A 15,397-nucleotide genomic window follows, 5' to 3' on the forward strand; every position below is an offset into this window, starting at 1 on the left:
ATTACAGCATATACACGATATAAATATTTATGTGTATAGCTTGCCCCTGTATGCTCCTGTCATGATTGTAAAATTTAACTAAATCCGGGAGTTGGCGCCATTGTTCGAAACAGAAATCATCACTTCGATTTTGTTCATTATCGGTATCGATATCGTACTCGGAGGTGATAATGCAGTCGTCATTGCTCTTGCCTGTCGAAATTTGCCTGAATCCAACAGAGGTAAAGCGATTTTAATCGGTACAGCACTCGCTGTAGGTCTAAGAATAGCACTAACCATTGTTGCCGTCTATTTATTGACTCTTCCTTACTTGTTGATCATCGGAAGTCTGTTCTTACTTCTGATATCACTCAAGCTTCTGAAGGATGATGAGAGTACAGAAACGATCGATTCTAAGTTTTCCTTCTGGGGTGCGATCAGGACGATTGTCATTGCTGACCTGATCATGGGGCTTGATAATGTTCTCGCTATTGCAGGAGCAGCCCACGGAAAGCTGTATCTGGTCGTCTTCGGCTTACTGATCTCTATCCCCATCATCGTATGGGGGAGCAGAATGATTCTACATGCCCTAAACCGCTTCCCTTTTCTCATTTACGTTGGAGCGGGGATACTCGCATTAACTGCAGGAAAAATGTTAACGAATGCTCCTGAACTCAAAGCATTTTATTACACGTACCCGTCTTTAGAATATCCTACCCACTGGTTATTCTTATTAATAATTATCATCGGAGGATGGTATTATAAAAGGAAAGCTAACAAAACGGTTCGTAACTAAAAAAACTTCTACAGGAATCTCCTGTAGAAGTTTTTATTAATTTACAAGACGCTGTGTAGCTTCTTGAAGTTGAAATGTACGAACTTTACGTGGAAGGAATCGACGAATTTCATCTTCGTTGTAACCCACTTGTAGACGCTTCTCATCTAAAATGATTGGACGACGAAGCAATCCAGGGTATTCACTAATTAGCTCAAACAATTCCTGAAGTGAAACGTTGTCTAAATTCAAGCCCAATTCCTGGAATGTTTTTGAGCGAGTTGATATAATTTCATCTGTTCCGTCCTCAGTCATACGAAGAATTTCTTTAACCTCTTCAATCGTGAGGGGTTCAGCAAATATGTTACGTTCTGTGAATGGAATGTCGTGCTCCTGTAGCCATGCTTTTGCTTTTCGACAAGATGTGCAGCTTGGAGATGTATAGAGTGTTACCATAAGGATTGGCTCCTTTCTATAAATGAACATTATTCTTTATTTAGAAACATTATCTTCTCACAATTTATATTATACTACACTGTGAAAAAAATAACTAGGGTGATGACAAAAGTTACAATTTAGTTGTACAATTCTTATACATGTAATCCTGATTCTATCTTCTACTTCCCCCATCGTTGCCCTTCTAAACATAAATTGTTTCAAAATGTTTTATTTTATTTAAGCACCACACTTTTCCACATGATAGTATTCGTACAAGAGACACTACTTTTGAGGTGAACATAATGAAGAAAGCGATTTATTTAGCAGGAGTGCTTGTACTCACAAGCGCATGTACCACTCCTGAAATAACGAGTACCGAAACAAAGGATCAACCGATCCCTGTGGAGGTTGCAGACGTTAAGAAGACCGAATTATCTGATGAGCTTGAATTAACAGGACAAGCTATCCCTGGCACTACGATTCCACTCGTAGCTCCTTCTCCTTTAGAAATCGTCGAACTGAACGTTAAAGTAGGAAGTTCTGTTGAAAAAGGAGATCTCATCGCAACGTTGGATGATACAGCTGCAAGGCGAAACGTTGCCAACCTTTCAAATGCAGTCGATGAACTTGAAAAAGCAGTTTCTCAAGCAAAACAATTATCAAGTGAAGCAGAGAAAAATGCGAAAGAGTTAAAAGCGATGCAAGAAGAATTGAACGCATCGTTAGAGCGATCTCAAACGCTACTTAACCAAATCGATACGGAAGAAGTAACTGCTTCAGACGTTTTGAAAGAAAGTTTAGAAGTCGCGATTAAGCAAGCGGAGCTATCGCAAGCTGCAGCTTCTCTCCCGTCTATGTCGGCCGGAAACGTCACTCAGCTCGAGTCTCAGCTTGCTGAAACACGCGCAAGTCTGAACCAGGCTAGAGATGTTCTTAATGCCACAACGATCGAGTCACCGATCACAGGCGTTATCTCTCAAATCAACGCAGAGGAAAATGCCACTGCAGTACCTAACTCTCCACTCGCTGTCGTGGTCAATATGGACCCGGTCGTGGCATCATTTCAAGTAAACAGCTTTCAAATCAGCAAACTTTCTAAAGGGCAGAAAGTCTCCATTACTTTCGATGGAATCGATGGTTCCTTTTCTGGAGAACTTAGCGAAATTCCACCGACAGCAAATGAACAAACCGGCTCATTTGTGATCGATATCGAACTTGAAAACAAAGACAATAAAATCAAAGGCGGCATGAAAGCAACGGCTTTTATTAAAACGGATGTGGTCGAAGATGCGCTGGTCGTACCAAAAGAATCGATTGTATATGGAGAAGACGACACCTACGTCTTTGTCTCACAAGGAAAGAAAGTGAAAAAAGTTTCGGTCAAATTAGGTGCAGAATCTAATGAGACTATCCAAATAACAGATGGGCTAACAACTGAAGATGATGTCGTTACGAATGGTAAAGACCGTCTATCCGAATCATCTGAAATACAGGTACAGAATTGAGTTGAAACGAAATGAATATTGCTAAACTTTCTGTTTTTCGTCCGATCGCTATGGGAATGGTCATCGTTTTCATTCTCATCATCGGTACGGTTTCCTTACGAAATATGCCTGTTGACCTTTTTCCGGACTTAACTTTCCCCGTTGCAGCCGTAACGGTTACATATGAAGGCGCAGGACCTGAAGAAGTAGAAAACCTACTCGCATCTCCTTTAGAAAACGTGATGGGTACGCTTCCAAACGTTGAAAGCATCTCATCCATCTCCCGAAACGGCGGCGCATTGATATTGGTCTCGTTTGAATGGGGGACAGATATGGATTTTGCCACCCTTAATATGCGTGAGCAAATCGATGCTGTCCGGGATTCACTTCCTTCAGATGTTCCGATTCCGAAAGTGTTACGGTTCAATCCTAGTGACATCCCTATCATGCAGTTAGGTGTTGCAGGATCTGAAGAAGAACTAACCGATATCAAACAAACGATTGAAGATCAGATTAAGCCTGCACTCGATTCCGTACCTGGCGTTGCAGCCGTTACGATAGAAGGGCAGTTAGAAAAAGAAATTCGACTTACAGCTGATCCAGACAGACTCAGTCAATATGGCGTTACGCTAACGAACCTTCAACAGCTCATCGGGTCAGAAAACCTGAATATCCCGAGTGGCTCGATCGAAACGGAGAATAAGAACCTGCCGCTTCGGGTCACCGGGGAATTTGAATCTGTGGATGACTTGAAAAATTTATCGGTCCCAACTGAAAATGGTCCGGTCAAATTGAATCAACTCGTAACGATTGAAGAAACAATGAAGCCTTCCGCACAGGAAAGCTATTTAAACGGAGAACCAGCAATAGGCTTCTCCATACAGAAACAGTCTGGCTCTAACACGGTTCAAGTTGTTAGTCAGATCAATGAAAAGTTAGAGGAAATCGAGCCTTCCCTTCCTTCTGATATGGAGATCAAGACTGTTTTTGATCAGGCAAAATTTATTAACCAATCCATTCGCGCCGTTGTTTGGAACATCATCATCGGGAGTATTCTTGCAGCAGCTGTGCTCTATCTCTTCTTAAGAAACATACGAAGCACTCTCATCATCGGCCTCTCGATTCCAATCTCCATTGTAGGCGCATTCATCTTGATGTATTTTTCAGGTCAAACGATCAACTTACTTACACTCGGTGGATTAGCCCTTGGGGTGGGTATGATGGTGGATAACTCGATCGTCATACTCGAGAATATTTACAGGTTAAGGCAAGAAGGAAAATCGATAAAAGATGCAGCTGTAGAAGGTACGAAAGAAGTAGGAAGTGCGATCATAGCATTAACGACCACCACTGTTGTCGTATTTTTACCGATCGTATTCGTTACTGGCCTAGCAGCGCAGCTCTTTAAGCCTTTAGCACTCGCAGTGACGTTCTCTCTTCTTGCGTCGTTGTTTACAGCATTGATCATCGTACCGTTACTATCGTCTCTCTTAATGAACCGAAACTCATCAAAGTCAGGATTTCAACTGAGATTCGAACGATTGAACGGATGGTACAAACGCTTGTTAGATAAATCTCTAAGGCATCCAAAGAAAACTGTTGGGTTAACGATTGGCTTATTGGTCTTATCTGCTGCAGGAACACCGTTTATCGGCACAGAATTCTTACCTGCTCAAGACCAGAGCTTCGTGAATATTTCTGCAAAGCTACCAGCAGGAAGTTCATTAGATGCGACAACCAATGTGACAGAAGAAATCGATAACGTATTAGAAGAAATACCAGAAGTAAAGCTTTCATACCTTACAGCTGGTGGTACAGATAATTTCAGCGTAGGCGCAGGCAGCCAAACGAACCGGGCCACATACAGTGTATTGCTCGTCCCGATCAGTGAACGAAACTCGTCTGACCTCGAGGTTGCTGAAAAGATTCGAACTCAGCTGAAAGACATTCCGAACGCAGAAATTATGGTTTCGGCAAGTGATTCTGGTTTCAATGCGGATCCGATCGCGATCAACATTATCGGACCAGACCTAGATGTCTTGAAAGAACTATCAGAAGATGTCGTCAAGAGTATCTCAGAAGTTGACGGCGTCAGGGAGCCTACCTCTAGTATCGAGTCGAACAACCCTGAAGTACAAATCTTGATCGATCGAGAAAAAGCAGCGAGCTATGGTGTAGGAAGTACTCAAATTTCAACTGCCATTTCGAACGCAACTCAAGGGTTAGTAGCAAGTAACCTTGCAAGAGATGGAAAACAGCTTGATATCCGGTTAACGGTAGAAGAAAAGTATACCGATTCTCTAGATTCGCTTTCGAGCTTATTGATCGAAACGCAAACGGGGCAAAAGATTCCTTTATCTGCAGTGGCTGAGATCAAGCGAGGATTGGGCCCATCTGAAATTACTCGAAGTGATCGGTTACGACAGGTCGAGATAACGGCAAGCCTCTTAAACCGAGATTTAGGGACCGTAACAGACGAGATCCGGGAGAATCTAGTCGAAGACGTGCCTCTTCCAAGCAATGCGTACAAAATTACCTTTGGTGGACAGGACGAACAGATGAACGATGCTTTCTTCAAGCTTTCAGGGGCACTAGCGCTCGCCATCTTGCTCGTCTATATGGTAATGGCAGGTCAGTTTGAATCATTCCTTTACCCATTTATCATCATGTTCTCCGTTCCTTTAACGGCTATTGGAATCATCGTAGGCTTGCTCATTACGTTCCAGCCCCTTGGAGTCGGTTCACTCGTCGGAATGCTGATATTAACCGGAATCGTCGTAAACAACGCGATCGTACTAGTGGATTACATCAACCAGCTGCGCGCAACTGGGATGGACACGAAGTCAGCTATCCTAGAAGCTGGTCCTGTACGACTACGACCGATTCTAATGACGGCTCTCACAACGATACTTGGTCTCGTACCACTCTCTCTTGGATTTGGAGAAGGTACTGAGATTCAACAACCAATGGCGATCGTCATCGTATTTGGATTAACTGTTGCAACATTTATTACATTGATTTTCATACCTGTCGTTTATTACTTGATCGATATGAGAAAACAAAAACGTCTTGATAAAAAGCGAGAAACAGCAGAATAATAAAAAGGAAAGCCGAGTGGCTTTCCTTTTTTATGCTGACGTTTTTGTATTTGAGGCAGGTGACTTTGCAGGACGTGGATTCCATTTATTCACACGCTTTTTCAACATATCCTTAAGCATCTCACGCTTCTTTTTCTTTTTCTTATCCCGGTTTTTCATAGAAGCTTCCTCCTCGTTGAAAAACAGTCTTCTCAGTCCTCTACAAGCTCTTTGTCAACTTTCAAACTTAGTACTTCATCTACTGGCATGTACGATTCGCCGTATAATTGCTTGTCCTTATAAGTATGAATTTCTTGGTACGTATGCTTCATCGCTTTAAATATTTCTTTCTCACCTGCTTCTTCAGGTGACCAGTACAGTATTTCCATTTCATTAATTTCATTTGTTGCGAGTGAACGTCTCCGGTAACCGATCGATTTAGCGTGTTTAAATCCTTCACGTTTATAAAAGCGCTGTCTTTTCTCTGTATCGGTATCTTCGTAATCTACAGGTTCAACTTCTAGAATAATCGGCTTATTCTTTTCTTTTAATCCATTGATCAGCTTTTTCCCAAGTCCCTGACCTCTGGCATCACCGGAAACAAAGATATAATCCACAAAGATGAAATCTGGCAAGTTTGCATACATTAGTACATGATTTGGCCCCTCATCCTTGATGTAAGTGTCGCTTTTTTCTTCAAGCAACAGGTCCATATGTTCCTTTGATTTCATTTCTTGAATTGGAAAATATTGCTTCAATTTCTCATACCAGTTCATTGATCTACTCCTTTTAGTAAATTGATCACTATTAGTATAACATATTTATACAGTTGTGGCTGAGACTTGACAGGGCTTGCAAACAATAATATTCCCTCTTTTCAAAAAACTAAACATTCGCTAAACTGATAAAAACAGGACTTGGAGGGATCGAAATGCCTCTTATCGTAGAGTTCACATTGTTCGCTTTGTCCATTATCGGTTTAACTGCATTCCTCGCCGTCATCATGCATGCATTCGGAACAAACTTCTCTAAACAGAGCAAATCATTCAGTCACCACCTGAATAAAAGTAAGAGCAGCTGGCGTGGAATCGAACGAAATAACCATTAAAATGAAACAAGACCGCCAATGTGAGGCGGTCTTGTTTTTATGGTGTGTAATCAACGTTATTCGTATACGTGTTTCCTGCATTCCAAAGCAAGAATTCGTTGATATTGTTCTTTTTGAGTGCTTTTATTTGTGCTTCTACTTCGGCTTTACCGTAATTTAAGTAATTTCCGCTTCCTAGGTAACTCGCAGTGAAGTCTTGAATCCACGGTCTGCTCGTAGGTGGTGTGTCTAATGCAGCTAGCACTTTATTCTCCACTTGAGCATACTCATCGATGAGCTTGAATGGCTCTAGGTCCGGTTTAGAAATACCGAAGTAAGGACCCCAATGACTCGGATAGATCATGGATGAGATTACGTCAACGTTCTCAGAGATCTTCGAGAAGTTTTGCCCAATGCCAGGCGCTTCTGGAATCGTTGCAGAATAGCCAAAGATATCTACAGACACATCCACTCCATAAGGTTCTAGCTTAGAGTTTGCGTATGCTACGAAGTCTGTAACTGCAGCAACTCGTTTCTGGACGTTTTCCATTTCGAGATCTTTGTAATCGCCCATTGTGTACGTAAGAGAAGTGTCACGCTTTTCGAACCCTTCAGGGAATCGAACATAATCAAACTGAATTTCCTTAAAGCCCATTTTCGCAGCTTCGATCGCGATCTCTACATTGTAATCCCATACCTCTTTACTGAATGGGTTTACGAATGCTTCTCCTCTTCCATTCTTCCAAATAGCGTTTCCATCTTTATAGGAGAGCTCTGGACGTGCTTCAGCTAGTACACTATCTTTAAAAACTACTACTCTAGCAATCGGATAGATTTCATTCTTCTCTAGCTCTTCAAGTACCTTACGCGGATCTTTCATGAAAGGTTTGCCGATATCCAACTTAGCTAGTGGAGAATCTTCCTTTGGTTCATATGTAAGATTACCAAAATCATCTTTAATGTCGATAACCATCGAATTCAATTCGGTCGAATTCACAAAATCGATCAGCTTATCGAATTTTGCTCCACCGGCTGAATGTCCTGTAAGATAAATACCTCTTACAGCATCAGGATATTCAAAACTTAATCCTGAATCATACACGAATCGAGGAAGTGTATCTGGAAGCTTCAACACTTTCCCTTCAACTTTGATTCCATCATGATCTTTAGCTTCTAGAGCTGATTCTTCTGCGAGAGCTGGTTGCCCAATAACAGAAAAAATCAAAACCGTTGCCACTAGGTTTCTCAACCCAACTTTGAAAATACGCACAGCTTCTCTCTCCTTTATTGTTATGCCTCCTCTATTATAAGACGTTTATTAACACTTTGAAAGAACTTCCAGTAAATTTCACGAAGTCTTTTTTTGTCTTTTTAGTGAACGGTATCAGTTGCGTTCATTTTGAGTACATGGTATGATTTTTAGAAAAACATTTAGGATAGCGAGGAGGCAGTTAACCATGAGAAACGTTACACTTACAGATATTTTTCAATTACCATTTGCTAGAAAGTACTTGAAAAGAGCTGGACTAGCTCATGCGGTTACAGTCGCTCAAAAGGCTTACGACCTTGCCTGCCAGAAGGGAGTTAATGCAGATTTAGCTACAAAAGCTGCACTTCTACACGATATCGGACATTATACTTGGTATCGCAATGGAGAATGGGACTTTGAGCTTTATAAACAAAATGACATCCATGCGATCAAAGGCGCAGAACGTGCACACAAGATGCTCATTCGATTAGGTGAAGATCCAGAAGCAGCAAAAGAAATTGCTGTTGCAATCTTGTTTCACACGGACTCTTATTTTAAGGGAACTGTACAACGTACTTCACTTCAAGAAGTGGTCGCGATGGCAGACGAAGCTGATGAAGAACCAAACGGAAATCACCATTACAAAGTAATCTCAGAGGCAGAAGCTGCAGAACGTTTAGCAGAATTAGATGAATTGATCGCACAGGATTCTCGCCTTCAGCAAAGTGTCTAACTCATGTATTAATTTGGAAAGGAATCTTCACAATGCTCTCTTCTTTCTTCCTTTCCATCACCTTCCCTCCCCACTTCATCATAAATTCTTCTTGTCTTTCTCCACTAGGAAGCTTCATAATTAAACTAGTCTTCCCTTGTTTTTTTGATGTGCGAACAACGAAATCGTATAGTGCCCACTTCTTTTCATGATGACCATTAAAGTAAAATTCAAAAAGCTCAGCTTGATCATCCTTCATTTGAATCCATATATAACCAACAGGCGCATCGTTTGCTTCGAGGATATAAATAATTGAATCATTAGATGGTTCACCTGAACACGCTTCTTGATTATGACTTCTTAATAATTGTAATGATTCTTTATCAAACTCGGGATTATACGAATAAAAAATCATCTTCATCCCCCTTTTATCTTTTACATAAGGAGTTTTAAACCATGGCAATAAGACTCATACTGCTAGTTTCTACACTAGTACTCATAACAGCGATTTTAATAGACTATTCTACTTCATTGAACTTATCCCTTTTTATTCAAGCAATCCTTTTCGTAACAATTGCAATTTATCTAATCTACATTGTAAAATACAAGATTAAAAACAAAAAATAAAAGGCTGCATTTCAAATGAAATGCAGCCTTTTTCTAATTAGACCGTTACGGTTTTCTTTAGTTTGTTGTATTCTTCTTCCGTACAAGCAACCCAGTGGCCATCTGATACTTCACGAAGAATTCTTTCTTCGCCGTTCTCAGGCAAATTCTTCTCTGGATCGTACACCATACGCTGTCTTGAACGCTCATACTCAGGATCCGGTAGTGGAATCGCAGATAGAAGCGATTGCGTATAAGAATGGAGAGGATTACGATAAAGCTCTTCACTCTCTGCCAACTCAACGATTTGTCCACGATACATTACACCGATACGATCACTAATGTACTTAACCATGGAAAGATCGTGTGCGATGAAAAGGTATGTTAGGCCCTTTTCACGCTGAAGCTTTTTCATCAAGTTAACAACCTGTGCCTGAATCGAAACGTCAAGAGCTGAAATCGGCTCATCGGCAATGATAAATTCAGGATCTACGGCTAGTGCGCGAGCGATACCGATACGCTGTCTTTGTCCACCACTAAATTCGTGAGGGTAACGGTTAGCGTGCTCTTTGTTAAGACCTACCGTTTCAAGCAGCTCATGTACTTTATCCATTCTAGCTTGCTTGGATTCAGCTAGGTTATGAATATCGATCCCTTCTGCAATGATATCAGCAACTGTCATTCTTGGGTTAAGTGATGCGTACGGATCTTGGAAGATCATCTGCATTTTACGATTGAATTTCTTCAGCTCTTTAGCAGACTTTTTGCCGTGAACGTCTTCTCCCTTAAAGATAACTTCGCCGTCAGTTGCATCATATAGACGAATGATCGTACGTCCTGTTGTTGATTTACCACAACCAGACTCTCCAACAAGGCCGAACGTTTCACCTTTTTTAATATCAAATGTTAATCCATCAACAGCTTTCACAGTACTCTTACCCACTTTGAAATGCTGTTTTAGGTTTTTAATTTCGAGTAGTTTTTCTTGGTTAGACATTTCTTTCACCATCTTTCGTGGCAATGATCGGCTCGTCTGGAGCCATGCCGCGTAGGCGTTTCTTAATCGCTGCTGGCGGTTCTACTTTTGGTGCTTTTTCGTGCAACAACCACGTTGCTGCGTAATGAGTATCAGATACTTTGAAAAGAGGTGGCTCCATCTCAGTATCGATTTTCATCGCGTATGGGTTACGAGGAGCGAATGCGTCTCCTTTCGGTGGATCTAGTAAGTCTGGAGGAGACCCAGGAATTGCGATCAATTCCTCTTCAGTTGCTTCTAGACTTGGCATCGAACCAAGAAGACCCCATGTATAAGGATGTTGAGGGTTGTAGAAGATCTCATCTACTGTACCTGTCTCAACGATTTTACCAGCATACATAACAGCTACGCGATCAGCGATGTTTGCTACAACGCCTAGATCGTGCGTGATAAAGATAATAGAAGTTCCCATCTTTTCTTGAAGATCTTTCAAAAGTTCAAGAATTTGAGCTTGAATCGTTACATCAAGTGCCGTAGTAGGCTCATCTGCAATAAGAACTCTTGGGTTACAAGCAAGTGCGATCGCGATAACAACACGCTGACGCATACCACCAGAGAATTGGTGAGGATACTGTGTTACTCGACCCTCAGCATCTGGGATACCTACTAGCTTAAGTAGCTCAATCGCACGTTCCTTTGCTTCAGATTTATTCATGTTTTGGTGCTTGATCAAACCTTCCATGATCTGCTTACCTACTGTCATCGTAGGATTAAGAGATGTCATTGGATCCTGGAAGATCATCGAAATTTCTGAACCGCGGATCTTTTGCATTTCCTTCTCAGAAAGCTTAGAAAGGTCACGGTCACCGAATTTAATTTCACCTTGCTTAATTCGTCCAGGAGGATCAGGAATCAAACGCATTACTGCCTTTGATGTTACGGACTTACCAGAGCCTGATTCTCCTACAATTGCTAATGTTTCACCTTTATTTAAATGGAAGTTTACTCCTCGAACTGCTTTGACTTCTCCAGCAAACGTATCAAAGGAGACATGCAGATCGTTTACGTCTAGAATTCTTTCCATCATAATCCCCCCTATTTACGTAGCTTTGGATCAAATGCATCTCGAAGCCCATCACCTACAAGGTTAAAGGCAATCATGATCAATGAAATGATGATCGACGGCCATAACACTAAGTGAGGGTAGATTTGTAGGCTTGAGAAACCGTTGTTGATAATTGAACCTAGTGAAGCTTCTGGTGGTCTGATACCTAGACCGATAAAGCTTAAGAATGCTTCAAAGAATATTGCTCCAGGGATCGTAAACATCGTCGTGATGATGATCTGACCAAGTACGTTTGGAATCAAGTGTTTACCTATAACACGGCCACTTGTTGCTCCAAGAGTACGTGACGCTAGTACGAATTCTTGTGTTTTTAACTTCAGAACCTGTCCACGTACGATACGCGACATTCCGACCCATCCTGTTAAGGATAAGGCTACGATAATCGAGAATATACCGGGTTCAAATATTAGAATCGCTAGGATGATCAAAATCAAGTTTGGAATTCCTACTAGTACCTCGATAATACGCTGTAGAACATTATCTACTCGTCCACCGTAATAAGCTGAGATACCGCCGTAAGCAACTCCGATTACAAAGTCAATGAATGCTGCCGCTGCAGCAATAAATAGTGAAATACGTGTACCTTGCCAAACACGAGTCCACTGATCACGTCCGAATTCATCGGTACCGAACCAGAAATACTCATCTTCATAACCTTTCGCTTCATATTAGTCCACGCCACGAATATCTACACCGTTTACTCCTAGAAAATCAATGTTTTCTAAAACAGGCACTTTAGCAGGCAGCTTCGCTCTAGTTAGCTCCTGCGTACGATAGTCATGTTCGTTCATATAGGGCCCAAAGATAGCTAAGAAAGTGATGACAAAGATAATTACCAACCCAATGATTGCACCTGGGTTTTTCTTCAAACGTCTCCAAGCATCTTTCCAAAAGCCAGTACTTTCACCGGCTATCAATTCATTCTCAGAATCATCGATATTAGCGGGCTGAAACATATCATCTGTAAGGTCGTGTAGTTTTTCTTGTTTCATACTCATTACTCTTTCCCTCCCGCTAAACGAATTCGAGGGTCAACAATTCCATATAAAATGTCAACCAATAAGATTACTAAAATAAACAGAAAACTAAAGAATAAGGTCGTTCCCATAATGATTGGGAAATCATTTGTCAAAATGGAGTTAACAAATTTCTCACCAAGACCTGGGATTACAAATATTCTTTCAATAACTAGAGTACCTGTCATTAGACCTACAACCAGTGGTCCCATAATTGTAATGATAGGTATAGAAGCATTACGGATTGTATGTCTAATAACAACCGCTGTACTGCTTAAGCCCTTTGCTTTCGCTGTTACGATATAATCTTGTCCAAGAACCTCAAGCATCTCTGTTCTCATGAAACGAGCGATCGTCGCAACAACAATTGAAGCAATCGCAATTGTTGGCATGATTGTATATGCGAAGCCGTCCCAGTATGCTACTGGTAGAAGCTGCCACTTAACACCAAACCAATACTGCATAAGGCCAGCGATAACAAAACTTGGAATTGAGATACCGAGTACGGCTACGACCATTGTTCCGTAGTCCCAAATGGAATTATGTCTTAATGCTGCAACTATTCCAAGAACTAACCCTAAAATAGTACCTACCACTAATGATTGAAAACCTAGATAAGCAGATGGACCAATACGTTCTCCAATAATCGTTGATACTTGACGGCCGTCCTGCTGGAAGGAGACACCAAGATCACCCTTAAATAAGTTTGTCATGTAAGTAAAGTACTGAACTGCTACTGGATCATTTAGTCCATACTTTTCATTAAGTTGTACGATTTGTGCATCACTTAGCTTTTCCTGGTTATTAAAAGGTGTACCAGGGAGAAGCTTCATCAGGAAAAACGTTAGTGAAGCAATAATTAGAAAGGTAATAACCATTGAAACTACCCTTCCACCGATATAACGTCCCACTACAACCAACCTCCTCGAGAAATACCTGCTTTTTAATTATAAGTCGAAAAACAGTGAATAACCAGATATTATTTTTATCTTTCTGATAATTTAGCTATCATTCGACATTTTTTTTAATACAGGTAAAAAGAGAGTATATGTCAGGATGACATATACTCTCCTGAAAAGCTTTAATTATTTTTCAATCTTAATCCACTTGTAAGATGCGTCAGCACCGAATGGGTGTACATAGTAGTTCTTAACGTAATCCTTTTGAAGGATTGCAAGACCACGTTGGTAAGTAGGAACGATTGCGATGTCCTCTTCCATTAGTACTGTTTCAGCTTCTTGCATCATTTCCCAACGCTTAGCAGCGTCAGTTTCAGTTTTAGCGTTTGAAACTAGCTCATCATACTTCTCGCTTGAGTAAGCCATACGGTTGTATGCACCGTCAGTTTCAAACATGTAAAGGAATGTCATTGGATCTGGATAGTCAGGACCCCAACCACCAGTTGAGATATCAAATTCTCCGTTATCTTCAAGCTCTAGGAACTGCTTCCATGGCTGCTTGTTGATAGTAAGAGTAAGTCCGTCAAGCTTAGACTCATACTGCTCTTTTGCATATTCTGCAATCTTAGAAGCAAGCTCAGAGTCAGTTGTTAAGAATTCAAGTTCTACAGAATCCATACCAAGCTCTTCAAGTCCAGCTGCCCAAGCTTCTTTCGCTTCTGCTTCACCCATGTCAGCGTGGAAACCGTCTGGAGCGTGATCACGGAAATCATCGCCATTTGGTCCGCTTACAAAGTCTGAAGGTACGAAGTATTTCGCAGCGATTGAACCGTTGTTAAGAAGAACGTTTACAAGTCCTTCACGGTCATACGCAAGGAATAGTGCTTTACGTACGTTTTTGTTAGCAAGAGCTTCGTTCTCCTGGTTCATACGAAGGAAGAACATTGTTGGCTCAAGAATAGTAGAGAAATCTTCTCTATCTTGGAACTGATCTACGAAGTCAGAGCTAAGACCAGCGCGGTCAATCTTTCCAGTTTCATAAAGGTTTACTGCAGTAGCAACGTCTTGTACTACTTTTACAGAGATGTTTTCAAGACTTACAACATCAGCATCCCAGTATTCAGTGTTCTTCTTGTAGTTCCAGCCTTCACCGTGGTTCCACTCAGAGAATACGAATGGGCCGTTGTAAAGCATAGTGTCTGCTTCAAGAGCGTACTTGTCGCCTTGCTCTTCAGCAAAACCTTTAGGTTGTGGATAGAACGTTGCGAAAGTTAAAAGAGACTTGAAGTAAGGAGTCTTGCTTTCAACTGTGAGTTCAAGAGTTTTTTCGTCAACTGCTTTAGCACCTAGTTCTTCAACCTTACCGTATAGAGGATCGCCTTCAGTAACGATTGCGTTACCGTTCTTGATTCCTGCAGTTCCAAACATGGAAGCGTAAGGAGAAAGAGTGTCTGGGTGTAGAGCTTTGTGCCAAGCGTAGATGAAGTCTTCTGCAGTTACTTGAGAACCGTCAGACCATTTAGCATCTTCGCGAAGTGTAAAAGTATAAACAGTTTCACCGTCTTTTTCTTCTACTTCTGGCTCATCAGCCGCAACACCAAGTGTTGGTTCGTTGTTTTTGTCTAGGCGGTATAGGCCTTCAAAAACTTGGTTCATTGCTTTGAATGAAGTTGTATCTGTTGCCTGAGTAGTGTCCATTGAAGGAATTTCTGCACTATCAGTTAGATTCAGCTCTTGTTTAGCTGATTCAGATCCGCTGTCGTCTCCTCCAGCATTTCCATTACCTTCGTTTGAGCCGCCTCCGCCGCAAGCGGAAAGGAACATGCTCAAAACTAGCACAAGAGATAGGACAAGAGTCCATCTTGATTTCTTCATGCTGTGTGACCTCCCTTAAATTATGTAGCTATAAAAGCCATTTTCTCGTGAGACGAAATTCATCAAATTATCTAAAAATTTGACTCGTTCCTTCCCAC

The 15,397-nt window shown here is 41.3% G+C and carries 15 protein-coding genes and 1 pseudogene; 6 read left to right on the forward strand and 10 right to left on the reverse strand.

Annotation, left to right across the window (positions count from 1 at the left end; all coding sequences use genetic code 11):
• Positions 1-100: 100 nt before the first annotated feature.
• Positions 101-775, forward strand: coding sequence for a TerC family protein (locus ACXADT_RS16135; protein WP_333489742.1), 675 nt, complete (start codon positions 101-103; stop codon positions 773-775).
• A gap of 36 nt (positions 776-811) precedes the next feature.
• Here ACXADT_RS16135 and spxA read toward each other — a convergent pair whose 3' ends face one another.
• Positions 812-1,210 carry a transcriptional regulator SpxA gene (gene spxA / locus ACXADT_RS16140; protein WP_474812350.1) on the reverse strand — a complete coding sequence of 133 codons (399 nt, stop codon included), beginning with the start codon at positions 1,208-1,210 and terminating at the stop codon, positions 812-814.
• Between the two features lie 284 nt (positions 1,211-1,494).
• Here spxA and ACXADT_RS16145 point away from each other — a divergent pair, with 284 nt between their 5' ends.
• Together ACXADT_RS16145 and ACXADT_RS16150 are read left to right on the forward strand one after the other, a co-directional pair.
• Positions 1,495-2,697 carry an efflux RND transporter periplasmic adaptor subunit gene (locus ACXADT_RS16145; protein ID WP_270181641.1) on the forward strand — a complete coding sequence of 401 codons (1,203 nt, stop codon included), beginning with the start codon at positions 1,495-1,497 and terminating at the stop codon, positions 2,695-2,697.
• An 11-nt stretch (positions 2,698-2,708) separates the two neighbouring features.
• Positions 2,709-5,774, forward strand: a complete 3,066-nt coding sequence (locus ACXADT_RS16150) for an efflux RND transporter permease subunit (RefSeq protein ID WP_474831895.1) — start codon at positions 2,709-2,711, stop codon at positions 5,772-5,774.
• A gap of 30 nt (positions 5,775-5,804) precedes the next feature.
• Here the strand turns inward: ACXADT_RS16150 and ACXADT_RS16155 are convergent, their stop codons facing one another.
• Together ACXADT_RS16155 and ACXADT_RS16160 are read right to left on the reverse strand one after the other, a co-directional pair.
• Positions 5,805-5,933, reverse strand: coding sequence for a hypothetical protein (locus ACXADT_RS16155; protein WP_270181639.1), 129 nt, complete (start codon positions 5,931-5,933; stop codon positions 5,805-5,807).
• Positions 5,934-5,965: 32 nt separating this feature from the next.
• Positions 5,966-6,529 (reverse strand): GNAT family N-acetyltransferase, encoded by a 564-nt coding sequence (locus tag ACXADT_RS16160; RefSeq protein ID WP_474831897.1) that lies wholly within the window; start codon positions 6,527-6,529, stop codon positions 5,966-5,968.
• A 155-nt stretch (positions 6,530-6,684) separates the two neighbouring features.
• Here ACXADT_RS16160 and ACXADT_RS16165 point away from each other — a divergent pair, with 155 nt between their 5' ends.
• Positions 6,685-6,861, forward strand: coding sequence for a hypothetical protein (locus ACXADT_RS16165; protein ID WP_474831899.1), 177 nt, complete (start codon positions 6,685-6,687; stop codon positions 6,859-6,861).
• 37 nt (positions 6,862-6,898) lie between these two features.
• Here the strand turns inward: ACXADT_RS16165 and ACXADT_RS16170 are convergent, their stop codons facing one another.
• On the reverse strand, positions 6,899-8,104 hold the full coding sequence (locus ACXADT_RS16170) for a putative glycoside hydrolase (RefSeq protein WP_270182047.1): 1,206 nt from the start codon (positions 8,102-8,104) through the stop codon (positions 6,899-6,901).
• 193 nt (positions 8,105-8,297) lie between these two features.
• On the opposite strand from ACXADT_RS16170, the gene ACXADT_RS16175 reads away from it, so the two are divergent.
• On the forward strand, positions 8,298-8,822 hold the full coding sequence (locus ACXADT_RS16175) for an HD domain-containing protein (RefSeq protein ID WP_270181636.1): 525 nt from the start codon (positions 8,298-8,300) through the stop codon (positions 8,820-8,822).
• 1 nt (position 8,823) lies between these two features.
• Here ACXADT_RS16175 and ACXADT_RS16180 read toward each other — a convergent pair whose 3' ends face one another.
• Positions 8,824-9,216: a hypothetical protein gene (locus ACXADT_RS16180; protein ID WP_474831901.1), complete on the reverse strand. Its 393-nt coding sequence runs from the start codon at positions 9,214-9,216 to the stop codon at positions 8,824-8,826.
• A 41-nt stretch (positions 9,217-9,257) separates the two neighbouring features.
• On the opposite strand from ACXADT_RS16180, the gene ACXADT_RS16185 reads away from it, so the two are divergent.
• Positions 9,258-9,428 carry a hypothetical protein gene (locus ACXADT_RS16185; protein WP_474831902.1) on the forward strand — a complete coding sequence of 57 codons (171 nt, stop codon included), beginning with the start codon at positions 9,258-9,260 and terminating at the stop codon, positions 9,426-9,428.
• Positions 9,429-9,465: 37 nt separating this feature from the next.
• On the opposite strand, the gene ACXADT_RS16190 is transcribed toward ACXADT_RS16185, so the two are convergent.
• The 5 genes and pseudogenes from ACXADT_RS16190 to ACXADT_RS16210 all read right to left on the reverse strand — a co-directional run bounded on the left by ACXADT_RS16190 (position 9,466) and on the right by ACXADT_RS16210 (position 15,299).
• Complete coding sequence (locus ACXADT_RS16190) at positions 9,466-10,404, reverse strand: ABC transporter ATP-binding protein (RefSeq protein ID WP_474831903.1); 939 nt, start codon at positions 10,402-10,404, stop codon at positions 9,466-9,468.
• On the reverse strand, positions 10,397-11,467 hold the full coding sequence (locus ACXADT_RS16195; protein WP_474831905.1) for an ABC transporter ATP-binding protein: 1,071 nt from the start codon (positions 11,465-11,467) through the stop codon (positions 10,397-10,399). The genes ACXADT_RS16190 and ACXADT_RS16195 overlap by 8 nt, the downstream gene beginning before the upstream one ends.
• Before the next feature lie 11 nt (positions 11,468-11,478).
• Positions 11,479-12,501: pseudogene (opp3C, locus tag ACXADT_RS16200) on the reverse strand (oligopeptide ABC transporter permease).
• A gap of 5 nt (positions 12,502-12,506) precedes the next feature.
• Positions 12,507-13,436: an oligopeptide ABC transporter permease gene (gene opp3b, locus ACXADT_RS16205; RefSeq protein ID WP_270181633.1), complete on the reverse strand. Its 930-nt coding sequence runs from the start codon at positions 13,434-13,436 to the stop codon at positions 12,507-12,509.
• Positions 13,437-13,610: 174 nt separating this feature from the next.
• Positions 13,611-15,299 (reverse strand): peptide ABC transporter substrate-binding protein, encoded by a 1,689-nt coding sequence (locus ACXADT_RS16210; protein WP_270181632.1) that lies wholly within the window; start codon positions 15,297-15,299, stop codon positions 13,611-13,613.
• Positions 15,300-15,397 lie beyond the last annotated feature (98 nt).

The organism is Anaerobacillus sp. ABR4_321 (assembly GCF_056158505.1).